Source organism: Pantoea sp. MBLJ3, assembly GCF_000816655.1.
GTDB classification, from domain to species: domain Bacteria; phylum Pseudomonadota; class Gammaproteobacteria; order Enterobacterales; family Enterobacteriaceae; genus Pantoea; species Pantoea eucalypti.
In genome coordinates, this window is record NZ_JSUT01000002.1 from 228322 (window position 1) to 253002 (window position 24681).

The 24681-nt window shown below is 55.5% G+C and carries 24 protein-coding genes and 3 tRNA genes; 16 read left to right on the plus strand and 11 right to left on the minus strand.

The features are described from left to right. Positions 1-78: 78 nt before the first annotated feature. Positions 79-729 carry a YtjB family periplasmic protein gene (locus NP77_RS02025; protein ID WP_008925530.1) on the plus strand — a complete coding sequence of 217 codons (651 nt, stop codon included), beginning with the start codon at positions 79-81 and terminating at the stop codon, positions 727-729. 326 nt (positions 730-1055) lie between these two features. Here the strand turns inward: NP77_RS02025 and yjjG are convergent, their stop codons facing one another. Genes yjjG through NP77_RS02040 form a run of 3 tightly spaced genes read right to left on the minus strand, consistent with a single transcriptional unit; the run spans position 1056 to position 2577 of the window. After that, entirely contained in the window at positions 1056-1736 is a 681-nt protein-coding gene (gene yjjG, locus NP77_RS02030; protein ID WP_039658830.1) for a pyrimidine 5'-nucleotidase, read from the minus strand. 18 nt (positions 1737-1754) lie between these two features. Continuing rightward, positions 1755-2195 carry a ribosomal protein S18-alanine N-acetyltransferase gene (gene rimI / locus NP77_RS02035; protein ID WP_003850861.1) on the minus strand — a complete coding sequence of 147 codons (441 nt, stop codon included), beginning with the start codon at positions 2193-2195 and terminating at the stop codon, positions 1755-1757. After that, a complete protein-coding gene (locus NP77_RS02040) occupies positions 2167-2577 on the minus strand; it encodes a DNA polymerase III subunit psi (protein ID WP_003850863.1) in 411 nt (136 codons plus the stop codon). Before NP77_RS02040 ends, rimI begins: the two co-directional genes overlap by 29 nt. 106 nt (positions 2578-2683) lie before the next feature. On the opposite strand from NP77_RS02040, the gene rsmC reads away from it, so the two are divergent. The 4 genes from rsmC to NP77_RS02060 all read left to right on the plus strand — a co-directional run bounded on the left by rsmC (position 2684) and on the right by NP77_RS02060 (position 4185). After that, positions 2684-3715 carry a 16S rRNA (guanine(1207)-N(2))-methyltransferase RsmC gene (rsmC, locus tag NP77_RS02045; protein WP_008925528.1) on the plus strand — a complete coding sequence of 344 codons (1032 nt, stop codon included), beginning with the start codon at positions 2684-2686 and terminating at the stop codon, positions 3713-3715. 151 nt (positions 3716-3866) lie between these two features. Next, a tRNA-Leu gene (locus NP77_RS02050) sits at positions 3867-3953 on the plus strand. 30 nt (positions 3954-3983) lie between these two features. Next, positions 3984-4070: transfer RNA gene (locus NP77_RS02055), tRNA-Leu, on the plus strand. Between the two features lie 28 nt (positions 4071-4098). Continuing rightward, positions 4099-4185 (plus strand) — tRNA-Leu (locus NP77_RS02060). Between the two features lie 137 nt (positions 4186-4322). Here NP77_RS02060 and NP77_RS02065 read toward each other — a convergent pair. Then, entirely contained in the window at positions 4323-4607 is a 285-nt protein-coding gene (locus NP77_RS02065; protein WP_003850867.1) for a DUF1435 domain-containing protein, read from the minus strand. 231 nt (positions 4608-4838) lie between these two features. Here NP77_RS02065 and NP77_RS02070 point away from each other — a divergent pair, with 231 nt between their 5' ends. The 3 genes from NP77_RS02070 to NP77_RS02080 all read left to right on the plus strand — a co-directional run bounded on the left by NP77_RS02070 (position 4839) and on the right by NP77_RS02080 (position 7484). Continuing rightward, positions 4839-5936 (plus strand): diguanylate cyclase, encoded by a 1098-nt coding sequence (locus tag NP77_RS02070; RefSeq protein ID WP_039658831.1) that lies wholly within the window; start codon positions 4839-4841, stop codon positions 5934-5936. A gap of 194 nt (positions 5937-6130) precedes the next feature. Next, entirely contained in the window at positions 6131-6925 is a 795-nt protein-coding gene (gene fhuF, locus NP77_RS02075; RefSeq protein WP_039658832.1) for a siderophore-iron reductase FhuF, read from the plus strand. A 94-nt stretch (positions 6926-7019) separates the two neighbouring features. Beyond that, positions 7020-7484: a YbaK/EbsC family protein gene (locus NP77_RS02080; RefSeq protein ID WP_039658833.1), complete on the plus strand. Its 465-nt coding sequence runs from the start codon at positions 7020-7022 to the stop codon at positions 7482-7484. Positions 7485-7601: 117 nt separating this feature from the next. On the opposite strand, the gene NP77_RS02085 is transcribed toward NP77_RS02080, so the two are convergent. The 3 genes from NP77_RS02085 to NP77_RS02095 all read right to left on the minus strand — a co-directional run bounded on the left by NP77_RS02085 (position 7602) and on the right by NP77_RS02095 (position 11105). Then, positions 7602-8597, minus strand: a complete 996-nt coding sequence (locus NP77_RS02085) for a nucleoside hydrolase (protein WP_039658835.1) — start codon at positions 8595-8597, stop codon at positions 7602-7604. Positions 8598-8609: 12 nt separating this feature from the next. Then, complete coding sequence (locus NP77_RS02090; protein WP_003850877.1) at positions 8610-9632, minus strand: LacI family DNA-binding transcriptional regulator; 1023 nt, start codon at positions 9630-9632, stop codon at positions 8610-8612. 84 nt (positions 9633-9716) lie between these two features. Beyond that, the gene (locus NP77_RS02095) at positions 9717-11105 is read right to left on the minus strand and encodes an MFS transporter (protein ID WP_003850878.1); all 1389 of its coding nucleotides are present in this window, start codon (positions 11103-11105) and stop codon (positions 9717-9719) included. 582 nt (positions 11106-11687) lie between these two features. Here NP77_RS02095 and NP77_RS02100 point away from each other — a divergent pair. Further along, positions 11688-12242, plus strand: coding sequence for a histidine phosphatase family protein (locus tag NP77_RS02100; protein WP_003850883.1), 555 nt, complete (start codon positions 11688-11690; stop codon positions 12240-12242). On the opposite strand, the gene NP77_RS02105 is transcribed toward NP77_RS02100, so the two are convergent. Continuing rightward, on the minus strand, positions 12224-13189 hold the full coding sequence (locus tag NP77_RS02105; protein WP_003850884.1) for a hypothetical protein: 966 nt from the start codon (positions 13187-13189) through the stop codon (positions 12224-12226). The two genes, NP77_RS02100 and NP77_RS02105, sit on opposite strands and share 19 nt — an antisense overlap. Positions 13190-13692: 503 nt before the next feature. Here NP77_RS02105 and NP77_RS02110 point away from each other — a divergent pair. Further along, the gene (locus NP77_RS02110; protein ID WP_003850889.1) at positions 13693-14706 is read left to right on the plus strand and encodes a glycosyltransferase family 32 protein; all 1014 of its coding nucleotides are present in this window, start codon (positions 13693-13695) and stop codon (positions 14704-14706) included. On the opposite strand, the gene NP77_RS02115 is transcribed toward NP77_RS02110, so the two are convergent. After that, the gene (locus NP77_RS02115) at positions 14683-15600 is read right to left on the minus strand and encodes a LysR family transcriptional regulator (protein ID WP_039658836.1); all 918 of its coding nucleotides are present in this window, start codon (positions 15598-15600) and stop codon (positions 14683-14685) included. The two genes, NP77_RS02110 and NP77_RS02115, sit on opposite strands and share 24 nt — an antisense overlap. 102 nt (positions 15601-15702) lie before the next feature. Here NP77_RS02115 and NP77_RS02120 point away from each other — a divergent pair, with 102 nt between their 5' ends. Continuing rightward, the gene (locus tag NP77_RS02120; protein WP_003850893.1) at positions 15703-16092 is read left to right on the plus strand and encodes a tautomerase family protein; all 390 of its coding nucleotides are present in this window, start codon (positions 15703-15705) and stop codon (positions 16090-16092) included. A gap of 221 nt (positions 16093-16313) precedes the next feature. Further along, a complete protein-coding gene (gene opgB, locus NP77_RS02125) occupies positions 16314-18605 on the plus strand; it encodes a phosphatidylglycerol--membrane-oligosaccharide glycerophosphotransferase (RefSeq protein WP_039658838.1) in 2292 nt (763 codons plus the stop codon). An 88-nt stretch (positions 18606-18693) separates the two neighbouring features. On the opposite strand, the gene NP77_RS02130 is transcribed toward opgB, so the two are convergent. Beyond that, positions 18694-19407 carry a GNAT family N-acetyltransferase gene (locus tag NP77_RS02130; RefSeq protein WP_039658841.1) on the minus strand — a complete coding sequence of 238 codons (714 nt, stop codon included), beginning with the start codon at positions 19405-19407 and terminating at the stop codon, positions 18694-18696. Between the two features lie 100 nt (positions 19408-19507). On the opposite strand from NP77_RS02130, the gene NP77_RS02135 reads away from it, so the two are divergent. Beyond that, a complete protein-coding gene (locus NP77_RS02135) occupies positions 19508-20956 on the plus strand; it encodes a PLP-dependent aminotransferase family protein (protein ID WP_039658842.1) in 1449 nt (482 codons plus the stop codon). Positions 20957-20961: 5 nt separating this feature from the next. Here the strand turns inward: NP77_RS02135 and NP77_RS02140 are convergent, their stop codons facing one another. Continuing rightward, positions 20962-22047 carry a LacI family DNA-binding transcriptional regulator gene (locus NP77_RS02140; RefSeq protein WP_039658844.1) on the minus strand — a complete coding sequence of 362 codons (1086 nt, stop codon included), beginning with the start codon at positions 22045-22047 and terminating at the stop codon, positions 20962-20964. A 193-nt stretch (positions 22048-22240) separates the two neighbouring features. On the opposite strand from NP77_RS02140, the gene NP77_RS02145 reads away from it, so the two are divergent. The 3 genes from NP77_RS02145 (at position 22241) to NP77_RS02155 (ending at position 24675) form a co-directional block, all read left to right on the plus strand. Continuing rightward, positions 22241-23053 (plus strand): ABC transporter substrate-binding protein, encoded by an 813-nt coding sequence (locus NP77_RS02145; RefSeq protein ID WP_039658846.1) that lies wholly within the window; start codon positions 22241-22243, stop codon positions 23051-23053. A 61-nt stretch (positions 23054-23114) separates the two neighbouring features. Beyond that, on the plus strand, positions 23115-23921 hold the full coding sequence (locus tag NP77_RS02150; protein WP_039658848.1) for an amino acid ABC transporter permease: 807 nt from the start codon (positions 23115-23117) through the stop codon (positions 23919-23921). Continuing rightward, a complete protein-coding gene (locus NP77_RS02155; protein ID WP_039658849.1) occupies positions 23914-24675 on the plus strand; it encodes an amino acid ABC transporter ATP-binding protein in 762 nt (253 codons plus the stop codon). Before NP77_RS02150 ends, NP77_RS02155 begins: the two co-directional genes overlap by 8 nt. The last annotated feature ends 6 nt before the right edge of the window (positions 24676-24681 follow it).

The window sequence follows — 24681 nt, forward strand, 5'->3', positions numbered from 1 at the left end:
GCAAGAGGCTACCTTGTCTGCGCCGCTTCTGGCAACATAATCTCCAGGCTTTCTGTTGTGATATGACCCGGATGAGTAATGGCTAAAACCGCACTGAAATTTCGCTTACATCGGACCGTGATCGTTCTGATCTCCATGGCGCTGCTGGTTGTGCTGATGCAGGGCGCATCCTGGTTCAGTCTTGGTCATCAGGCGGCGCGTTCTGAACAGGTCGAGGAGCTGGCACATACACTGACCAGCCAGGTGGCGTTTAGTCTTAAGCCGTTGATGGACAACAGTGAAAATAACCGCACTCAGATAGAAGCCATTCTTAATCAGATGACGGCTAACAGTCGTATTCTGGATGCGTCGGTGTATGACGGCGACGGCAGTCTGGTGGCGCACAGCGGTGAAAATATTAATGTGCGTGATCGGCTGGCGCTCGATGGTCAGCGCGCAGGCAGCTATTTCAACCATCAGATTGTGCAGCCGCTGGCCGGGAGCGATGGCCCGCTGGGCTTCCTGCGCGTGACGCTGGATACCCACGTGCTGGTCACCGACTCGCATCAGGTCGATAACACCACCAATATTCTGCGTCTGATGATGCTGCTGGCACTGGCGATCGGCATTATTCTCTCCCGTACCCTGCTGCGCCATCGCCGCACCCGCTGGCAGCAGTCGCCGTTCCTGCTCACCGCCAGCACCCCGGTGAAAGAGGATCGGGATGAGGACGACGAGAAGAAAGAGTAGTGTTCTGCGCTGCGGTAAAGATAAAACGAGAAAGGCCCGCTGTGTGGGCCTCAGACTGCTGACAAACCCAAATAAGGGTGCATCTGGCAGCAATGAATTCGCTTAACGCGCAGGGTACACAGTCAGAGGAGGAAAGCGTCCCGCGCCAGGGACGGCGCGGGCCGAGCGTGCCATGGATGGCGGTTTTGCGTCTTTCCGATCTGACCGTGTTCCCTTCGCAGGCTCGATATCACCACTGCCCCGGACTGAGTTTGTCAAAAACGAAAAAAGGCCCGCTGAGCGGGCCTTTTTTATGGGAAAGTTGCAAATTTGCGAGACAGCTTCCATCAGCCGATGAGCAGCGCTTCCAGCTCACCCAGCGATTTGACCTGCCAGGTGGGTTTAATATGTTCTGGCAGCGGCCGGGTGCCATGATCGAGCCAGCAGGTTTTCACTCCCGCGTTCATGCCGCCCAGAATGTCTGACTCTGGCGTATCCCCTACCATCAGCACCCGCTCACGATCCGGATTGCCCATCAGCTCCAGCGCGAAGTCAAAAATCGCGGCCGCCGGTTTTGGCACGCCAACCTGCTCAGAGATTACCAGCGCCGAGAAGTAATCACGGAAGCCGGTGCGCTCCAGACGCGTCTGCTGCAGCGCGGTAAAGCCGTTGGTGATGATCCCCATCTTTACCTTGCCATGCAGCTGGTTCATCAGGCTGACCGCGCCCGGCAGCGGCGTGCAGATCTCGCCCATCGCGCTGAGGAAGCCGCTGTTGAGGATCTCTGGTGCCACGCTGAGCTTTTCGCTCCAGTGGTTGAAACGCTGAGTCTGCAACTGTAACGCTGAGATGGCGCCGTTCTGATAATCGACCCACAGCGGCTTGTTGATCGCCTGATAATCGCTGTAATCCTGGTCGGTGAACTGCACGTCATAGCCGGCGAACAGGCGCTGCAAACCGGCATAGGCGTCGAAATGGAAAAGGGTATCGTCCGCATCAAACAGGATGCAGTCCCAGTTATCTGTCATTAAAGCTCCTTAACACCACTACGGCGTCAGGGCCATGAGAATGGCATCTTCACGGCCGCTGGCGGTGGGATAATAGTTGGGGCGACGACTGACCTGATTGAATCCAAGCTGCTCATAGAGCGCAATGGCGGGCAGGTTCGAGGCCCGCACTTCCAGCCACAGCGTCAGCACGTTGCGTTTGATCAGCTCATCGATCAGATGCTGCAACAGCTGGCGGCCATATCCCCGGCGCTGAAAGTCAGGATCGACCGCGATGTTAAACAGCGAGGCTTCGTCCAGCACCACCTGAGTAATGGCAAAGGCGACCATTTTGCCGTCGGCGTCGAGACGTAAATTAATAAAGCGCTCGCCCTGATTGCTGGCAAACGTCTTTTCACTCCAGGGAAACGCGTGGCTACGACGCTCAATGGCAAAGGCCTGCGCCAGGTCGTCAGGGGTGAGTAAAGAGATGGCTGTCATGGTTACACATCTGTTGCCAGAGCGCGCGTTTGGCGACGCCGCTGCTGATCAGTTCATTGAAAGAGGCGCTGGTTAATGCCACGCCATTAAAAGTCTGTTCGCTCTCTACGCCGAGCAGCCAGCCCGCGCAGTTCAGCGTTTCCGGCAGCATCTGCAGCTGATCCGGCGTCACGGTCATTACCTGAGCGGGTTGCAGATTGAGGGTATGCAGCACATCGCGCATCAGCGGTTCATGCAGACCGGGTGGCGCGTCAGCGACAATAATTAACTGCGTGTCCGGTGCCAGCGTGACGGCAATTTCGCCCTGAAGCACGCGCGGGCGGCGCAGCTGATACTGCGTAATTCCCATTTGCTGTAAAAGCCAGTCGCGCCTGGACGTCATGGTGTTACCTGTTCTGCTAGCTGAATGCGACGCTATGCTAGCAAACCCATCGAACATGCGCCAACAAACCACTATAATCCCCGCTCAGATCTTACAGGAGCCCTACATGTCTGCTTTTACCCCGGCCAGCGAAGTCATTCTGCGCCACAGTGATGAATTTACCGCCCGCCATGTTTTATTTGCTGGCGATCTGCAGGATGACCTGCCCGCTCAGCTGGAAACCGCCTCATCGCGCGTTCACACCCAGCAATATCATCACTGGCAAAACCTGAGCCGCCGTATGGGCGAGCAGGCGCGTTACGGAATGGTTGCGCAGCCGGAAGATGTGCAGGGATGCGATACCCTGGTCTACTTCTGGACCAAAAATAAGCCGGAAGTACAGTTCCAGCTGGAGAACCTGCTCTCGATGCTGCCAGTGGGCTGCGACGTGTTCGTGGTGGGTGAAAACCGCAGCGGCGTCCGCAGTGCCGAAGGCATGCTGGAGTCGTGGGTGAAGCTGGAGAAGATCGACAGCGCGCGTCGCTGTGGTCTCTATCATGGTCGCCTCGACAAACAGCCTGCATTCGATGCCAGCACCTTTGGTCATCAGTATCAGCTGGATGGTCTGACCATTCACACTCTGCCTGGCGTCTTCAGCCGTGACGGTCTGGATAGCGGCAGCGCCCTGCTGCTGTCGACCTTTACCCCGCACACTAAAGGTAAAGTGCTGGATATGGGATGTGGCGCAGGCGTGATTGCCGCCTCACTGCCTGCCCGTTCGCCTAAAGTACGCCTGTGGCTGTGCGACGTGCATGCCGCAGCCATTGAAGCGAGTAAATTGACGCTGGCCGCCAATGGCATCGAGGGCGAAGTTTTCGCCAGCAACGTCTTCTCTGACGTGACCGGCCGTTTCGACATGATTATCTCTAACCCGCCGTTCCATGAAGGCACCCAGACCAGCCTCGACGCCGCACAGGCGCTGATCCGGGGAGCAGTAAAGCACCTGAACACCGGTGGCGAACTGCGTATTGTTGCGAACACGTTCCTGCCTTATCCGCAGGTGCTGGATGAAGCTTTCGGCAGCCACGAAGTCATCGCACAGACCGGCCGCTTTAAAGTTTATCGCGCCGTCTATGGTCGTGGTGCCAAAACACGATAAGGGCTTTTAACGTCATTAATCGCGTTGCCGGGCTGAAAACGTTGCTTTTTACAGCAATCGTTTCAGCCCGACGAAATAGTTGTTGACGCAAAGAGTAAAATCTCTAGAATGCGCCTCCGTGGTTGTAACATTCTCAGGATGTTACGGGTATGCGAAGGTGGCGGAATTGGTAGACGCGCTAGCTTCAGGTGTTAGTGTCCTAACGGACGTGAGGGTTCAAGTCCCTCTCTTCGCACCAAAATCACATGTTTCATATCGCGAGCACTGCGCGAAGGTGGCGGAATTGGTAGACGCGCTAGCTTCAGGTGTTAGTGTCTTAACGGACGTGAGGGTTCAAGTCCCTCTCTTCGCACCATTGCGGTGATATGAACAGACAACTCGATGCGAAGGTGGCGGAATTGGTAGACGCGCTAGCTTCAGGTGTTAGTGTCTTAACGGACGTGAGGGTTCAAGTCCCTCTCTTCGCACCAACGTTGTCATCCTCTGGCTTTCTGCTCGTTTCAGCTGCCTAGTTGCAGTGTCGCTTTATCCCTTTCCTGTTTTGTTTTTTTCGCGTGGCATTCACTTTCCCGGTCGCGACACCCTGAACACCCGCTTTACGCCTGTATTAACTCAGATGAAAATTCACAGAGACTGCCGCCAGTCCGCCCGCTAACGCCAGGCACGAAGGCAATAACAGATAGTGACGCAGACGCTGGTTAAATAGCATGACGACAGTCAGCAGCAGCGCAACTGTCATCACCAGTCGCCACTGGCTGAAGCTGGGTTCCCATAATGCGAACAGCGGCAGCGCGATGCAGGGCAGCAATACGCCCCACGCACTATCCAGTTTTTTACCCAGCGCCCAACTGACGCCCCACAAACCGCAGGCCGCAATAATCGCTATTCCCATGACGCAAACCTCAAATGATAAGCATTCCCATTATCATATGTCAGTTTTGCTTTGCTTGCAGCCTGTTTTTGTCACGCCTGGCAACGAAGATGACAGACCAGTTGGAAAATGCTAGATTGCGACCGATAACACCTTTAATAACAGCACCAGCAATAATTTGCTCACTGTCTGGCACAACCTGTTTATGCCGGCTTGCGCTTTGGTATTTCAGGGTCGTCACGAGTATTTATAATGAAATTACAATCATATGAAAAACTGAAACAGAGTAAATACCGGCTTTCAGTGATGCTTTTTCTGTTTTTAAATATCGCCGTTTCGCTATTTTATCTGCTGCCAATAATGAGCAATGAGAAAATCGATACCACGTTGCCGGTAATTTGTGTCGCGTCTTTTAGCGGCATAATGTTAATTACCCATTTAATATGGTCTAAAGTAAAACTTCCCCTTTTAAATCCTGTCGCGCTGGTGCTGGGCGCGCTCTGGGCCTGGCACATTAATTATCGTTTTCATCAGGTATTCTATTTTGATGGCGGCTTTCTTATTATCAGTTTGATCAGTGTGTTATTTATTAGTGCCATCGCCCTGAGCGATTATCTGGGGGCTTTTTGTCTTCATGTCGCGCCACCGGTGCTCACCGTATTACTGCTTGATAATGGGCAGCATCTGCCGCTGATTCTGCTGACCATTATGCTGCCGCTGATTGGTTTCTCACTCCAGCATCTTATGCGTCGCCGTGCCGACAACTTTACCCTGCGGCTGATGCACCAACTCTATGAAGAGAAAGAGACCTTCAGTGACCTCAGCATGCTCGACCCACTGACCGGACTGTATAACCGTCGTGGCCTGAAGAACCGACTGGACAATATTCTGGAAAACCATGCTGGCAGCCACTATGTGCTGCTGCTGGATATCGATCATTTCAAAGCCTACAACGATAATTATGGGCATGCGATGGGTGATCAGGCACTGGCGCGGGTCTCTGTGGCTATTCGGGATGCAGTCCGTTCACGCGATGTCGTCACCCGCTATGGCGGCGAAGAGTTTCTGGTGTTAATGACCAATGTGAACAGCTCCATCGCCATGAAACTGGCAGAGCGCATCCGTCAGTATGTGCTGGATTTAGAAATACCCCATCTTTTTAATGAGACTGTTTCAACCCACGTCACCATCAGCGCCGGCATTGCGCCTATCTACGATAATGATTTTGATCAGGCGGTAGCCAATGCTGACAGCGCATTATATGTGGCTAAGAATCAGGGCCGGAATACTATTCTTGCCTGGGAAGATCTTCCGCGAAAACAGCATGAGACCTTAAGTGAACCAGCCTGATTAAGCACAACTCGGCTGGTAATAACCCTGACATTGCCACGCTATGGCCGGTTCTGCACTGCGCAGACGGGTTTGTTCGCTGATCGCATTCCCCACCCAATCCCCGATGGCAGCGACGTTTTTTTACGCGACTTGTAGAGTTAATCAATAACGATTATCATTTGCTTTCTTATCTACACTTTTCGCGAGTCGTCATGGCAACCGTTTCAGCTCAGGAACAGCGTTTCAACGCTCAGTCGATGATCTTTCGGCAGAATGACCGTCCACTGGCGGAAAGTCTGCACGAGCGGCTGCAGCAACAGCGTAGTTATCTTCTTGATTCTGTTAAATTCAGCCAGCCCGCTCCGCACGACACGCAGACACTCGTTGCCTGGTCACAATCAGAGGCTTTTGCCCAGCTTATCCAGCGCTACAGCGATTATCTTTATCGCGAGCATCCTGATGCGGTTCGTGAAGCAAAGCCGGTGCTCTCTCTCTGGGCGCAATGGTATTTTGGCCTGCTGCTGCCCCCGATGATCATGGCGTTGTTACAGGAGTCGCGCGCGCTGGACTGCTCACCAGAGCATATTCGTGTCGGTTTTCATGAGAATGGTCATCCGGCCACGTTCTGGATTGATGTGCAGGAGGATGAAGAAGCCCGCTATCTTAACCCTCAGCAGCGTATTGATCGGCTGATTCAGCAGCATCTGATTCCGGTGGTTAATGGTATTACTCAGCATGGTGATATCAACGCCCGACTCATCTGGAACAACATGGGCTACTCATTGCAGTGGTTTCTGGGTGAGCTGAAAAGTCAGATCGATGAGACGCTGGTACTGCAACTGGAGCAGGCGCTATTCTTTAACCAGAAACTGCTGGATGGCAGCGAAAATCCGCTCTACCGCACCATGATCATGCGTAATGGCGAACTGGTCCGTCGCAGCTGTTGCCAGCGTTATCGCATTCCTGATGTCGAACAATGCGGCAATTGCACCCTGAGCGGCAGCTAAACAGACGTAATTACCACGAATTCTCCGTTTATCTCGTTTACAGGCACTGAGGCTTGTGGCAATTTTTACGCCTTCGATCAGCCTGGAGAGAAAGATGAGTCTGGAGTCCGTGCGCCAGTTCTTTGCCGAACACGCCCCTGAAATTGAAATTATCGAACTGGCAGAAAGCACTGCAACGGTCGGAATGGCTGCGCGCGCCCATGGCGTGACGCCAGGAGAGATTGCGAAAACCCTGTCACTGAAAGTGAAAAACGACGTCGTGCTGATTGTGACACGCGGCGATGCCCGGCTGGACAATCGCAAGCTGAAAGCCGCGCTAGGCGCAAAAGCGCGGATGCTGAGCGTTGATGAGGTTATTAACTGGACCGGCCATCCGGTTGGCGGCGTCTGTCCGTTCGGTCTGGAGAATCCGCTGACCGTTTACTGTGATGTCTCACTGCGCAGTTTCGACGAAGTGTTACCCGCCGCTGGCGCTATCCACAGTGCCGTCCGCATCTCGCCACAGCAGATGGCTGAGCTGACCAACGCCCACTGGATCGACGTGTGCGAAGCGATGTAATGCTTTGCATCTCTTGATCCAGCCCTGATGCTGCACACCTCCTGACAGCGTTTATCAGCCTTTGAGGGTCATTGCCGCATCATGCAAACCTATCAGGCGCGCCAGTAAGCGGGTGAGTTAATCGCCCATCGCAGTCAGCCGCTTAAAGGCCTCTTCGATGATCGACAACAGCATCGTGTTATCGACGCGGTGCAGCACATGAACCCATGCGCCGCAGTGCTCAGGTACGCCGACAGCAAGCCGTAGCGGCTGACGATAACGCCAGCTTTTACCGCGCGTTGCACCGGGACGTAGCTCGATATCGACACGGTAATCGATGCCAGACGCGACCCGCTGGTTCAGCAGCCAGGCCACAACCAGTGCATCGTGGATCCAGCATCCCGCCAGTTGACGCGTTTCCATGGAATAGTTGATCCATGGACGCAGCGTGTCTCGCACAAAATCGGCCAGCGGATGATCGACAGCAGTAAGACGGGTGAGATCCTGCTGGGTCAGCAGCGTCTGCGTGGTGACATCCATTGGCACCAGCGTCACGGCGGCACCGCTGTGCAATACCTGATGCGCAGCCTCCGGATCCAGGCCAAAATTGGTGTCTTTGATATAATCATCCAGCGTAAACACGCCACCCATGATGACAATTTCTGCCACAGAGTCTGCCATCGCAGGATAGCGCTGCATTGCCAGCGCCACATTCGTCAGCGGGCCAATCGCCACCAGGGTAATTTCGCCCGGATTGTCGCAAATCAGTTTGCCCATCGCGTCAGCAGCATCAAACGCATCCGCTGCAACATCTGCTGGTTGACGCACGCCCTTCCACAGCTCACTCAGCGCAAGCTGATTGACCCGATTATCCAGCGTTTCACGCCACGGCGCAGGATCTTCCTGTAACGCCTGCGTCGCACCCTGGATGACCGGAACAGACGATCCCAGCCGGACAATCAGATCTTTGGCGACGCGCGCGCCCACGTCGCTGGGTGTATTGCCCGCCACGGTAGTGATTAATTCCAGCGACAGTGCAGGTGAAGCTAATGCCAGCGCAATCGCCAGCCCATCATCGGTGTTGGCACCCGCGATACCGTTGCCGGGATCGCAATCAATAATGATTCTTTTCATATTTTTTATACGTTAACTCTGACTTTGCGGCTGGCAACCGCAGGATTCACCGATTTCAAGATAGTGTGGAAACTCCTTCAATTGCGCTTCGCTCTCGCCCTCTTTCAGCATCTGAATCGCAGAGCGGGCCATGTCACGCAGTGGCTGGCGCACAGTCGTTAATGTCGGGACATGAAATGACGAGTGATTGGTTCCGTTAAAGCAGACCAGCGCCACATCCTGTGGCACCCGAATCTGATGTTCGGAAAAGGCGCGAAGCGCACCAATCGCCTGACCTTCGTTACTGGTAAACAGTGCACGCGGCACACAACCCCGCGCGATCATAGCCTGCGCTGCCTCGTAGCCACCCTGAGGGGTGTAGCTGGCGGGAAACATCAGCGACTCATCAATGGGCAGGCCACGATCCTGCATTGCATCACGCCAGCCCTGGATGCGATCCTGTGCATTGAGCATATCGACCGGACCGCTGATAATGCCGACCTGCTGATAGCCGTGACTTAACAGATGCGCCGTTACCTGCCAGGCGGCCTGACGTTCATTCACCCGCAGCATGTTAACGCCCGGCTGTGGCTCAACCCGCTCCAGCATCACCAGCGGCGTACCGCTGGCTTTAATCAAATCAATGTAAGGATGGCGATCGACGCTGTTGTAAAACAGCCCATCCACCTGACGGTTAAGCAGTCCCTGAATTAACTCCAGTTCTCGCCTGCGGTCATCACCGGCATCTCCCAGCAGCATAACGTGACCGTGGTTCATCGACTCCTGCAGCAACATGTGCGCCATGGAGGCGACAAAAGGATTGCCGATATTAGGCACCACCAATCCAAAGGTCTTGGTATTACCGGATGCCAGTGCGCGTGCTGCGGCATTTGGCCGGTAACCCGTCGCTTTAATCGCTTCAAGTACCCGCTGACGGGTGGCCTCAGCGACCGGACGCGGCCCGTTGTTAATGACATAACTGACGACTGCCACTGAGGTGCCTGCCGCTTTCGCAACTTCTCTGCGGGTCACTTTTCCCGTTAATGACTTAGGCACATCATGTCCCTCCATAAAAACAGGCCGCTTTACACGGCCTGCTGGTTGTCGCTCTCTTCTGGCAGATGAGATCCTCAGGTACTGCTAGATGGCATCTTCAGGCAGATTCAGATTTCGCCCTCGCGTCTCAGGCGCGACAAAGGTAGTAAAGAATCCAATGGCGGCCATTGCCGAGAAATAGACTGCAATCGGCCACCAGTGACCGGTATAAGAAAGCATAGCAGCGGCAACAAGCGGTGCGGTGCCGCCGGACAAAATCGAGCCCAGTTCTTTAGCCACCGCCATTTTGGTATAGCGATGATGAACACCGAACATCTCGACACCCCAGGCCGCCTGCACGCCAAAAATACCCAGTGACGCCAGCGCCATACCGACCACGATTACCGGAATCACCAGCATCGGTTCACGGGTATCCAGCAGCGTAAAAGCAGGCCAGGCGTAAAACATCAGCAACAGACAGAAAAAGCGATACACGATCCGGCGACCAAAGCGGTCAGAAAGCCAGCCCGCTAAAGGAATGATCAGGAAGCCCAGCAGCGACGCGAGAAACACGGCGGTGGTCGGTACAGACTTATCCACCATCAGCACTTTTGCGACGTAACCCACGATGAAGCCCTGCGCCAGATAGGAAGGGCCGTTTTCGCCGATGCGCAGGCCAACCATGGTCCAGAAAGCCCGGGTACGCTGGAAGAAAGGCCGCTGATCGACCACCGACGCTGCCTTCATGCCAGCACGTTCCGCTTCCATCTCCGCTTTTCTGCGCTCAAACACCGGCGTTTCTCGCAAATGACGGCGAATCCACAGCGCAACCAGTGCAATCAGCGCACTGCTGAGGAAAGGAATGCGCCAGCCCCACTCCAGCAGGCTCTGCTGATCCATCTGCACCACCAGCAGCCAAACCAGCGAAGCCAGCAGCGTGCCACTATTGGAACCCAGCGCGATCACAGAAGAGACCAGTCCGCGGCGCTCTGTCGGCGCATATTCGCCCAGCATCACCGTGCCGCCCGATAACTCCGCACCCGCGCCGAACCCCTGCGTAAAGCGCAGCAGAACCAGGCAGGCAGGCGCCCATACGCCAATAGAGGCGTAGCCCGGGATTAAGCCGATAAAGGTTGTAGAAGCACCCATCAGAATAATGGTGGAGATCATGACGACCTTTCGGCCTTTGCGATCGCCAAGCCAGCCAAAAAACAACGCGCCGATGGGCCGGGCAACAAAGCCGACTGACCAGGTCGCGAAACTGGAGAGCAGCGCCATGGCTGGGGTTGATTCGGGAAAGAAGACGTCGCCAAAGATGATACCGGCAGCCAGGCCATAGAGCGCGAAATCCGCGTACTCCATTGCCGTTCCGAGCCAGCATGAGAAAGTGGCGCGCCAGAAATCTTTGCGGCCTGAAGGGGTGTCAAACCGCTCATCGGCGGCTGAAGTGGATGACAGTGATGCCTGCTGCTTAACGGAATTGTGTGCCGTCATAACCCTATCCCTGAATGAGTATGCAGATCGATAAACGCCCGTCCATGGGTCGATTCCCTGATGAAAGCGGAATCCCCCGGTGACGACGTTCAGTGGGCGAACCATGATGAAAGGTTAAAGGATTCCCTGGTGTTGGAATCGTATTCATCGCCCCCTTTCGCCGGTGTATTTTTCACCGGTCGCTTAAACTGAGCGAATATAACTTAACAATCGATGGAGCCTACTGTGCATCGGGCACCGTGAGCAATCACTGGGGACTTAGTGTATCTACGCGCGTAGATAAATCAATAGATCCTGACGATATTTGTTAGAAAAACTTCATTATAACATTCCGTCATCACCCATTTTTTGCGCAAATTCAGCGAGTTAACCGCCTTCTTATTGCACAAAAAAAGTCATCAGCGCCTGTAAGTTATCTGATTCACTAATCATTAAGCACGATAAAAGGGGCAACGTTCCCTTCATCATTTTCAGTTATCGCACGCGCAGATTACCTGCAAATGACACTGGCTGTTTATTCTGAAAAATCACCGTAAACACAGGCAATGCGTTACCCTGACCAAAAGGCCGGACAGAGATACGATGAAAATTATTCTGATGCGACACGGTAAACCTGACCACCAGGCGGCGGGTCGCCAGAGTGTGCAGGCACTGGCTGACTGGTGCGAAGCGTACGATCTGTCACAGGTCAGTGACGGACCGCCGCCGCGCAGCATCGAAATTGCCCGTCAGGCTAAGTTTATAGTCTGCAGTCCCCTGCCCCGCGCGCAATCCTCACTGAGCCAGCTCGGTCTGGAACCCCATGAGGTTGATGCGCTGTTCAGCGAAGTCGCCGTGCCGCTGGTGAAAACCGGTGAGGTACAATTACCGACCGTGTGCTGGCTGGCCCTGCTGCGGCTTTTGTGGTTTTGCGGTTATGCAGGCGACGCGGAGTCGCTGCAACATGCACGCAGCCGCGCTTCGGCGGCGGCAGAAAAACTGATCGATCATTCACAGCAAGGCACGGTACTGCTGCTGGGCCACGGCATCATGAACAAAATGATTGCGCGTGAGTTACGAAAACGCGGCTGGCAGGCAGAGAAGCATGCCAGCAGCCGTCACTGGAGCACTGCGATCTATCATCGTCCGTTTATCTGACCGAGCGGAAAATAGCCCAGTACCTCACAGCCCGTGCCAACACGCGGCGTGGCAATGACTTTACGCTGTGCCAGATCGATCACACTCAGCGTGCCATCATCCTGATTGGCAATCAGCAGCTGTTGCCTGTCGGGCGTGAAGCAGCCATCCATCGGCATGTTACCCACGCTGATATCGCCCAGCGGATTCAGCAGATCGTCAAACAGTGTCACCCGCGGTTCCTGATCCCCTATTGCCACCAGCTGTTCGCCATCGGCGCTGAAGCGAACCACCTGACAAGGCTGCTGATGACCCGGCAACGTAATGCGCTGGCGAATACGGTGGCTCTGCCGATCGATCAGATAGAGCAGCGGCGCGTCAGCGGCACTGGCGACCAGATAAGGGTGTTTCGGTGATGCGGCAATGCCCGCAATCGGGCCAGGAAGCAGGATGGTATCGATCACTCGTCCTTCCGCTTCACAGAGATCCACAACGGTGATGGTCGCATCCTCTTCGTTATCGGTGAACAGCTTGCGGCCGCTGGGTGACAGTGTCAGGCGATGCGCATTGTGAGAAGGAATCGGGATAATTTTTTCTACTTTGTCAGTCTGCGGATCGATCACCGCCACGGCGGCACTCTGCTCACAGCAGAGATAGACTTTGCCATCGCGCCCCAGCTGTCCGCTGTGGGGTGCCCGCAGCGGCGACAGATCGATAAAGCCACTGATCTCGCGACGCTGTAAATCAATGACCGCCACTTTATGACCCGGATGCGGGTTATTACCATGAACGCCGTCGCCATAAATAGGCACATAGGCCTTACCCCAGGGGGCCAGCATCAGGAGTTCATGCGGCCGCGGTGGAAAAGCGTTCAGTTCCCGCTCGACCGCGAAGGTTTCCGGATTAAGAAACAGGACGCGATTACCCTGCTTATCGACCGCCAGTAAACCGTAAGCTTCACTCTGCATGCGCACTCCTTTCTCAGTAAGTTCTTCTTAAGCGTAGACAATCCTCTTCAGCCTGTCTGATGCTGCGGATTGATGAGCCGGGCTTACCCCACCCATTAAGTGCAATATTCACGACTGCGGTGACCAGGCCTTATGTCAGCCCGATAATAAGGCATGATATTAAGATATTCCTTAATTAAGGGTTTCGTTATATTTAAATAAATGATTAACAGCGACCATATTATTATTTCGACAAGATGACCGGATTATTTCCGTATTATCCTAAAATCAAAAAAAGACATAGCTAATGTGTAAATAATGTTTTATTAAAAAGGTGCAGTGCAATTAAACAGCCGTGAGGAAACTTCCGCGCGCTAAACCACTGCGTCGCCACCAGGGAAAACCATTCATTCATTCCCGCACTCATCCGAATTGCAGCCAGTATGCAATGCCAGCCGTTGCCGCCGCACGCGGAACGGGCAGAGCCTGTACTGTGACGGGAAAATAAAAATAACAGGTGCACCATGACTTCACATCGCCAACGTCCAGCGCATAAAATCTGGCGTAACTGGAAAAGAATATCGTTCAGTAGCCAGATGTTATGGAATAAGAAACAGCAGAGACTCTGTCAGGCACCGGAATATGATCCGGGACAGGAAGATAATGTCGTATTGGTCTCGCAGCAGAAAGATCTGCCGGAGATTCCAAAAATTGTCTGGATGGTCTGGCATAACGATCACCTGCCCACCTCAATGGCGCTGAACATCAGTAAAATCCGGCGGGATAATCCCGATCACCAGGTGTATCTGATTACACAGCGCACGCTGTCGCAGTGGCTGCCCGAACTCAGCTTTATCTCTTCGGATCTGACGCTGGCACATAAAAGTGAAATTATCCGGCTTGAGCTGATTCACCGTTATGGTGGCATCGGCATCGACTGCAGCACCCTGCTGTTTGAGAACCTCGCCTGGGTGCATCGCGCGCACGAGGCACGGCCAATGGATCTCATCGGTTACTACCGCGAGCAGTCAACGATGAACCTGCTGGCGCCGGTTACTGAGAGCTGGTTTCTGGCCGCGCCACCGCAAAACCCGTTTATTCGCGAATGGCTGAAACAACTGGCGCCGGTTAAAAACGTCGGTATCCGCAACTATTTCCATGAACTGAAGAAGCGCGATGATTTTCCGCTGATTGTGCAGAATATTGATAATCCCTCGCGCCAGCTCCTGTCGCTGGCACAGCAGGTTGCAATGCGTGAATACCGGCGGGCCAATCTCTATCTGCGTAAAGGCGAAGCCAGCGCCTGGTACTATCAGCGTTTACATGCCGACAGCAGCAGCGCCTTTGCGCAGTCCGTGATGTTTCATCAGCGGCCACAGACGCCACCGCCGATTATCAAATTAACCGGCAACGAGCGGCTACATCTCGATTTCAATCTGCGGCTGGGTTTGTATAACCGCAGCAGTTTGATCGGCGAGATGATGCAGACCACGCCACCTGCGCTGGCATTGCCCTCAGCGGTCAAAGCGCGCGCGTAGCCACTGCGTGAACGTGGTGACCGCGTGGGGGACCTGCGCCGCCCAGGGCCGGACAATCCACAAGCGGGCGGCAAAGGCCTCAACAGGCTGCCACGCCGGCAGCACCTGCCGCAATGTACCGGCTGCCAGCGCCTCACGGGCGCTGAAATCGGGCAGCATCGCAATCCCCAGTCCCTGCAGCGCGGCATCGCGTATCGACTCGCTGTTGTTGGTGGCAAAGCTGCCCTGAATCCGCACCTGCACCTGTTCGCTATCCGTTGTCGTCTCAAACCGCCAGCGCGGTGATTCGATGCCACGTGGGTAGTAAAGACAGTTGTGCTGCTCCAGATCCTGTGGCGACAGCGGTACACCCTGCAGGCTGAGATAGGCGGGTGAGGCCACCAGCAACGTCCGGGTATCGCATAGCGGCAACGCTACGTGGGTTTCCGGTAGCGTGTCACTGTGTCGAATTGCCAGATCAAAGCCTTCGCTGCTCAGTGACACGATGCGGTCGGTCACATCCAGCTGCAGACGCACCTGCGGATAGTCACGCAGAAACTCGCCAATGATTGGCACCAGTTGCTGACGGGCAAACGCCACTGGCGCGGTCATCCGCACCAGACCCCGCACAGGTCCGGCGGTATCCCTCACGCTGAAAAAACTCTGCTCGATGCGGGAAAACGGTTCGCGGAGCTCCTCCACCAGCTTCTCGCCTGCTGACGTCAGTCGCACACTGCGCGTGGTGCGCTGTACCAGCAACACACCCGCCATCTCTTCCAGCTCTTTGATTTTCTGACTCATCGCCGCTTTGCTGACGTCGAGCCGCTCTGCCGCGCGGGTAAAACTGCCCTGCTCTGCCAGTACGGTCAGCCAGTGCAGATGATCCCACAGCGCATCCGTTTTCATCTCTTTCATTGTGATTGTTCACTATAGTGAATAATCATTTCAGGCTACGCGCTTTTTCCCGCCGGATAAAGCGGTCACCATAGCGTTATTAATCATGATGAGGAATTCGCTATGCCACTGCTGCAATTTGATGTTATTCAGGGTCGTTCAGAATCCGAACTTCGTACACTACTGGATGCAGCGCACCGCGCTGTGCTTACGGCCTTTAACGTGCCTGAACGCGATCGCTACCAGATTGTTCAGGAAAACAAGCGCTATCAGATGGTGTTTCAGGATACCGGACTGGGATTTACACGCAGCGATAATCTGGTAATGGTGCGGGTCTATACCAGCCCACGCAGCAGCGAACAGAAACAGCAATTTATGGCGGAGCTGGCACGTGAGCTGCGCGAACATTGTGGTGTACAGGGCAACGATTTAATGATCAGCTTTATCACCAACGACAAAGGTGACTGGAGTTTTGCCGACGGCGAAGCACAATATCTCACCGGCAAACTCTGAAAAACGTCCTGACCTCTGCTCTGCTGACGGTGCGCGCCAGCCACCGTCACGCCTGATAACCTCCCTTCTGGAATGACAATTAACCAATCTGCTCTCCACCGCACAATTCGGGCCGGATATGTTGCAGCCGGATGACAGCCAATATAGATTGTCGAAAAACCATCCCCCGAAGATGGCTGGTTGCGTGAAGCCTCGCGTAACCCTGAAAAGAGGATTTCCCATTGTCCGAATTGGTGTCCGTCGCCTTGTTTCTGGCCGCTATTGCCATTTATTCCTGTAAAGCCGGGCGTAACAAATTCTGGTTTATTGTTGTTCTGATTCTGCTGGTGCTTTTCGTTGTGCTGAACGCCACCCTTTATGCCAGCAACTATTTTACGGGTGACGGCATCAACGATGCGGTGCTGTATACCCTGACCAATAGCCTGACCGGCGCGGGCGTCAGTAAATATGTGGTGCCGGCGATTGGCCTGATCATCGTACTGTTTCTGCTGTTCTGCCTGCTGTCGTGGATTCTGCGTCGGCGTAAGCGTCCCCATCACATGGGCTGGTCGCTGCTTGCGGCTGTCTGCGCGCTCGGCTCCGTGCAGACCACCCCGGCTTTTCGCCAGGTCGCGACGCTGATTGTGTCGCATACCCAACTGGCGGATTCTGACTTCGACAACTTCTACAGAGTGCCGCGTAATCGCATTGAGCAGCCGCACCTCAACGTGGTTTACATCTATGGTGAAAGCTTAGAGCGCACCTATTTTAACCCCATCGCTTTTCCTGGCTTAGCGCCGGAGTTAAGCCGGCAGAAAGAGCAGAGCATCGACTTCAGCGAAACCGAACAGCTGCCTGGCACCGATTACACTATCGCGGGCATGGTTGCCTCACAGTGTGGCATTCCGCTGTTTGCCCCGTTTGACGGCAATGCGTCGGCGTCACTCTCCAGTTTCTATCCCCAGAACGTCTGTCTGGGCGACATCCTGAAAAACTCCGGCTACCAGAACTGGTTTATTCAGGGCGCCGATCTGCGTTTTGCCGGTAAAGATATCTTCCTGAAATCGCACGGTTTCGATCCCGAAAACCTGTATGGTTCGCAGGAACTGAAAAGCCGCGTTGCCGATCCCACCTACCGCAATAACTGGGGTTATTACGACGACACCGTGCTGGATGAAGTCTTTGAGAAATATCAGGAACTCTCAAAGGCCGGTAAACCTTTTGCGCTGTTTACCCTGACCGTCGACACCCATCATCCTGACGGGTTTATCTCGCGCAGCTGCGATCGCCGGAGTTACAGCATTGAGGGCAAACCAAACCAGTCATTCAGTGCAGTTGCCTGTTCGCAGGAGCATGTTGCGCGTCTGATTTCGCGCATACAGGCGTCACCGTGGTTCAAAAATACCGTGATTGTGGTGAGTTCCGATCATCTGGCGATGAACAATACGGCGCATGCGTGGCTGGTTAAGCAGCCTCGTCGCAATCTGTTCATGGTGATTCGCGGCGATAAACCGCAGGCGGAGCTGATGGAGGCGAAGCGCAGCACGCTGGATAATGGGGCCACGCTGCTGGATATTCTTGGTGGTGACAATGCGATTGGTCTGGGCCGCAGCAGCCTCTCCTCGATTTCGCTCTCCACCCAGTTCGACGATATGAAAAGTAAGGTGACGAGCTGGAAACCCGACATCATCCAGTTGTGGAACTTCCCGAAGAAAATAGACAACTTCACGGTGGATCAGGCGAAGAATACCTTCAGCTTCTCAGGTACCACCTTTAAATTGCCGATTCTGTTCCGTATCAGTGACAAGCATGTAGAGCCGATGCCGGAAGGAGAATATTCGGCTCCGCTGCGCTATCAGCTGGCCGATTTCGCCGCCGCTGATAAATTTCTCTGGGTCGATCGCTGTTTTAAAATGGCGCGGCTCTGGCAGCCTTCGCTGGCCCTCTCCGGCGATCTCTGTGTGGCGATGGGGCAGTTCGGTGGCACGCCGTCGGTGACGCACGTCGATAAAGCGCAGTGGAAAGGCAAAGTGAAGTTCCCGGACGGCGCCGTCAGCGATGCGCGTTACCAGCAGAACCTGGCGCAGCTTCGTATTGAAGATAACAATATTCGCTACAGCGCCGACAGCTTTCGACTCGACGTGCCCGGCGCACCGGAGAGTGTTAAAAGCTTTAGCGGCATCTCACGACCAGAAATCTGGGGACGCTGGTCTAACGCCAATCTCGCACCAGAAGTGCATATCGACTATGTCGATGCGCTGCCCGCAAAGTTCGATCTGGTGATCACCGCGCGCGCGTATGGCCCTAACGCACACCGGGCCATTCCGGTTCGGGTCGGCGACCAGCAACAGTTGCTGTCGCTGGGTGAAGAGGTTTCGACGCATACCCTGCATTTTGACAATCCAACTGCCAGCCATCGTCTGGTGATTGCACCACCGGAGCCGCAACTGAGTAACACCGGCAATATCACCGGTCAGGATCCGCGCAAATTAGGCATTGGTATGGTTGAAATTAAAATCGTGCCACAGTCATAACGCCCATTTTTCTGGTCACGCCTCTGCGGATTCCCGCAGAGGCCCATCACCTGAAATCCTGTCTGACTTCACCGGGTCAGTTCCCCGCTCAGGGCCTGTCGCGCAGCGCTTCCAGCTTCTCGCGCTGCTGACCGTCGGCGGTAAAGTTATCTTCGGCCAGCCAGCGCTGCATCCCCTTTTTCACCTGTGGCCATTCGCTGTCGATAATCGAGAACCAGCTGGTGTCACGCGAACGCCCTTTATAGACGATGGCCTGACGGAACTCGCCTTCAAAACGGAAACCAAGCCGTGCCGCCGCTTTTCGTGAAGGGGCATTACAGCTGTCGCACTTCCATTCATAACGGCGATAACCTAGCGTCTCAAAGGCATAACGCATCAGCAAAAAATGCGCTTCCGTTGCCATGCGGGTCTGCTTCAGCCGGGGTGAGAAAGCGACATGCCCGACCTCCATCACGCCATGTTCAGGCTGGATGCGCATTAAAGATAGAGTGCCCACCGCCTGCTCTGTAGCAAGATCGATCACCGCGAAATGCAGTGGATCGCGACTGGCCTCCAGTTGCTTTGCATAATCCTGAAATGCCTGCCGGTCACTAAATGGCCCCATAAACATGTAAGTCCAGTCACGCCCATCCTCAGCCTGCGACCACGCCTCAAACAGGGCATCGCTATGCCGTGCCACGCTGTAAGGCTCCAGCCGGCACGCCTGCCCAGTGAAAATCTGATGCTGCGGTAATGGACGGGGTTGCCAGTCTGATAGAGGCTGACCGACCGGCTGACCATATTGATTAGTATGTTGTGACATGCTGCCTCCCGGCTACAGATGATATCTGCAGATTGCCACTATCATGGTGGGTTAAAAAGTACCACAATCATGAAAAATGATAGATCCACGGGAGCAGACGATGAAGCCACAGATCCCCCCTTTGCTGCTGGCTCCATTGATACCAGCCGGCGGGACAACGCTGCAGCAGCAACTTTATCAGCGGATAAAGCAGGGCATTTTGCAGGGTCAGCTTGCTGCAGGAACAGGGTTACCTTCCACACGTCAGCTGGCACTTGAGCTACAGGTTTCACGTAATACGGTGCTTAACGTCTGGACACAGCTTCAGGCAGAGGGCTATCTGATGAGCGATAGGCAAGGCAGCCGTATCAGCTCACTGGCTTTGCCGGCCCGGCAGGCGGATGACGACACGTTAGCCAGCTGGCCGCTGGCAAAACGGATGGATCCCTTTTATCTAAGTCAGTGGGCCGACACCGGCTCACTACCCCTGCGTCCCGGCATACCCGCCCTGAACCATTTCCCGATGGCGGCATGGCGACGAGCGCTGAGTCAGGTAACGCACCACACACCACCGCAGCTACTCGGCTATGGCGATCCGCTCGGCGATCCCGAACTGCGTGCTGTACTGGCGCAACAGTTGCGGATCACACGCGGTGTACGTTGTGATGCCGGACAGATTGTGATTACCGAAGGTGTGCAGCAGGCGCTTACGCTGTGCGTCGCCCTGCTAAGCAATCCGGGCGACCATGGCTGGATTGAAGATCCGGGTTATCGCGGTGCCAAAGCGGCTCTGCAGGGCGGGGAACTTAACGTGATCCCCATCTCCACCGATCACCAGGGGCTGGCCCCTCAGCCGATACACTGGGAACAGACCCCGCCCCGTCTGATCTACACGACGCCCACCCATCAGTATCCCACCGGAGCAGTAATGAGTGCGTCCCGTCGTTTGGCGCTGATTGCTGCTGCGCAACAGCATCAGGCGTGGATTATTGAAGATGATTATGATGGCGACTTCCATTACCACGGTGAGCCTATTATGGCGATGCAGGGCATGACAGATAATGCCCCGGTTATCTACCTCGGCTCATTCAGCAAGACCCTGTTCCCTGCGCTGCGTATCGGTTTTATGGTGCTGCCCGCGCCGCTGGTCAAGCGTCTTCGACCGGCACTGCATCAGATCCTGCGCGGCGGAAACCGTCTGGAGCAGCAGGCGCTGACCCGTTTTATTCTCAATGGTGATTATCGTCGCCATCTGGGCAAAATGCGTCGTCTCTATCGTCAGCGACAGGCATTGCTGCGAACCGGACTACAGCGCGCTGCGGGTCAGGCGATTTCGTTGCTGGGCGGTAACAGCGGGATGCACCTGGTGCTGCCACTCGATGCGCATCAGGATGACGTCGCCATTACCCGCAAACTGCTTCAGGCTGGCTACGCGCCCACAGCCCTCTCGACCTTCTATCTGACCGAACCGGCACAGCAGGGTCTGGTTATTGGATACGGTAACTGTAGCGACACACAGATTACCGCAGCCACAGGCCAGCTAAGTCGATTACTTGGCTGGCCCGGCTAACGTGATCATTTCGCGCTGATGAGGCTGGCCGGTGCGGCAATCGACTGGCGAATCATCAGACGGGCATCAAAGCGCGGCATCGGCCCGACGGCTTCGCCGCGTATCTCTGCAATCAGGCGTCGTGCCGCTTCACGGCCCATCTCATAGACTGGCTGTGCCACCACCGTCAGCGGCGGGGTGACAATCTCACTCCACGGAAAATTGTCATACATAACAAATGAGAGATCGGCAGGGATTCGCAGTCCGCGCTGCGTCACTTCACGCAGCAGCCACATCGCGACCACGCTGTCAGAAGCCACCAGCGCCGTGGGCGGCTGCGGACGCTGCCACAGCTCGGCCACGATACGGGCGATTTCCACTTCATCCAGCGCGTTCACTTTCACCAGCGTCGGATCAAATTCCACACCCGCGGCGGCAAAGGCCTGCATCATGCCGCCGACGCGCTGGGCGACTGGCGTCAGGCCAAAATCGCCTGGCGTGCTGTAGTCGGTTGCCAATGCCATGCTGGTGATATAGGCGATATAACGGTGGCCTGCCTCCAGTAACCGGGCGGTGGCGTCTGCGGCGACATCAGTAAATTCGCAGCAGATCGCCTCTACTTTAAGGCCATTCACAGCGCGATCAAACAATTTCACTGCTCTGCCCTCCTCCAGAACCTGAGTCAGGTGACTGTTGAGATGGTGTTCTGAACAGCAGGGCGCAACGATAATGCCGTCAACCCGCTTTTCCAGCATCACCCGCACCGCATCCTGCTCAGCCTGCAGCTTTTCATCGCTGTTACTGAGCAGCAGATGGTAACCGGCCGTGCGCGCCACATCGGCCATGCCGCGCAGCGCCAGGCCAAAGTGGGGATTTTCGATATCGCCGACAATCACTCCAATGGTATTGGAACGTCCTGTGTTCATGCTGCGGGCCAGAGCATTCAGACGGTAGCCCAGCGCGGTGGCGGCGCTGTTGACCCGCTCCTGCACTTCATCACTGACTGCCCCATAGCCTCCCAGCGCGCGCGCCGCCTGAGCTTTAGAGACTTTTGCTGCGCGTGCCACATCCGCCACGGTAGGCGCTTTCGATTGCCGTTTCTGACTCGTCATAATTATTTTGAATCACAGGTTGATGACAGGAATATTGACGCCGAAAAAAGGCTGTGCTTAAACTCATTGTAACCCCTTGAGACCGGTCTCACAATGCCCATGTCTTAAGGTGCCACCTGTGTTGAGACCGGTCTCAATTATAATCGCTGGCTCAACAGTCTCTGATGTTTAAACCTGCAAAAACGGATGAGCTATGAAATCGCAAACCCCCCGGGGCAAACTGCTGGGCACACTGCTCGCACTCTGTTCACTTTCGTTCTGTACGCTGGCTGCCAGCGATAACAATCCTTATGGGCTGATCGAACCCGACCAGCTACGCATCGCCAGCGTCGGCGACTCCAAACCCTATACCTTCACGGATGCCAGCGGTCAGTTCACCGGCTTCGACGTCGAATTCTTCAGAAATGTCGCCCACCGAATCGGAATCGATAAGGTCGATTTTATTGGTCAAGACTTCTCGGCGATTATGCCAGCAGTGGCCAATGGTCAGTATGACGCGGCGGTGGCGGCTATCGGCATCACCCCGGCGCGGGAAAAGACGGTCGACTTTTCAACCGGCTATCTGGCGGGATTTCTCACCGTTCTCACCCGCGCTGACAGCGGCGTGAAGAATGTCGCCGGCCTGGCGAAACACCGGCTTGGCGTCGTTCAGGGCACGCTGCAGGAGAGCTATGCCGTCGAACACTTCACCCAGACCGATCTTGTCCGCTTCCCGGATAACAACAGCGCCGTTTCCGCACTCAACAACGGCACGTTAGACGCCATCTTCCTCGACTATGAGGCGGCAAAAAGCTATGCCGAACGCTTCAGGCTGGTCTCTGCCGCCGACATCCCCTCGTTTGATGCACCGGCCGGCATTGCCATTGCCAAAGGCAAGCCCGCCTTCAAGGCCGCACTGGACAAGGCCATCAAAGCCGCCATGCAGGATGGCACCTGGCAACGGCTCTATGAGAAATGGTTTCCCGGATCGCCGATGCCAAAACAGTATCTGCCTGGCGGCCAGTAAAGAGGCGGACGTTCGCGTCCTGAGTTAACCGGGGGAACCCCCGCCCTGCATGGAGACGGCGATGGACTTGCTCACCATTCTTTCCCGCACCTTCTTTGATTTTCCATCAATGATGGAAGTGCTGCCGCAGATGCTGGCCACCGGACTGGTCAACACGGTGATTATCTCGCTGGCGGCAACGCTGCTCGGCACGCTGTTTGGTCTTCTGCTGGCGCTGATGGGCATCTCGCCTTCACGCTGGCTGCGACTGCCTGCCCGGCTCTATACCGATCTGTTTCGAGGTCTGCCCTCTATTCTAACTATTCTTCTGATTGGTCAGGGCTTGGCGCGATTCAGCTATCAGCTGTTCGGTCCGACACCCTACCCACTGGGGATCTTCGCGCTTAGCCTGATCGCCAGCGCCTATATGGGCGAGATTTTCCGCGCCGGTATTCAGAGTGTTGAACGCGGCCAGATGGAAGCCTGCCGCGCGCTGGGGATGAGTTATGGACGGGCAATGCGACTGGTGGTGATCCCGCAGGGGATCCGCCGCGTGCTGCCCGCCATCGTTAACCAGTTTATCGCCATCATCAAAGATTCCTCGCTGGTCTATCTACTGGGCCTGATGACCCAGCAGCGCGAGCTGTTCCGCGTGGGTCAGGATGCGGCGGTACTCACCGGCAATCTCTCGCCCCTGATGCTGGCCGGACTGTTCTATCTGATCATCACCGTACCGCTGACGCACATGGTCAACTATGTCGATGTGCGTTATCGCACTGGTCGCCGTCGCCTGACGGTTCCGCAAAGCGGCTTAAAAGAGGTGGATGAAGTCAGGCCGCCCAGCGGCGCACTGATCACGCATCCCCGCATCGGAGGCAACCATGAATAACCTGAGCAGCACAACGGACGCGACCTGGCACGGTGCCAGCCTGGAGCTGCGCGAGCTGACGCTGGCCTATGGCCCGATTGAGGTGCTGCGTAAGGTCTCGCTGCGGGTTGCGCCTGGCAGCACCACCTGCATCATCGGGCCATCCGGCTCAGGTAAATCGACACTGCTGCGCGGCATCAACCGACTGCATGAGCCGCAATCGGGAGATGTCCTGCTGGCTGACCGATCCGTGCTGCACGACAAGCCCGATACGCTGCGGCTGCGGATTGGCATGGTGTTTCAACACTTCAATCTCTTCCCCGATCACAGCGCGCTGGAGAACGTGGCGCTGGCCCCGTGGCGGGTCAAAGGCCTGCCCAAAGCGCAGGCGATGGCGATAGCGCGTCAGCGGCTGGAAGAGGTCGGGCTGGGTCAGCGCGCAGACCACCGGCCACGCGATCTCTCCGGCGGCCAGCAGCAGCGTGTCGCGATTGCCCGTGCGCTGGCGATGGATCCCGAAGTCATGCTGTTTGACGAGGCGACCTCCGCGCTCGATCCCGAACTGGTGAAAGGTGTCCTGACGCTGATGGCGGATCTCTGTCGTCGCGGCATGACGATGGTAGTGGTGACACATGAAATGGGCTTTGCGCGCAAAGTGGCGGATCAGGTGGTGTTTATGGATGAAGGCGAGATTGTTGAAGCCGGGCCGCCGGGCGCCATTTTTGATGCACCGCAGTCACCGCGTCTGCAACGTTTTCTCTCTGAAATGCTGTAACTGAGT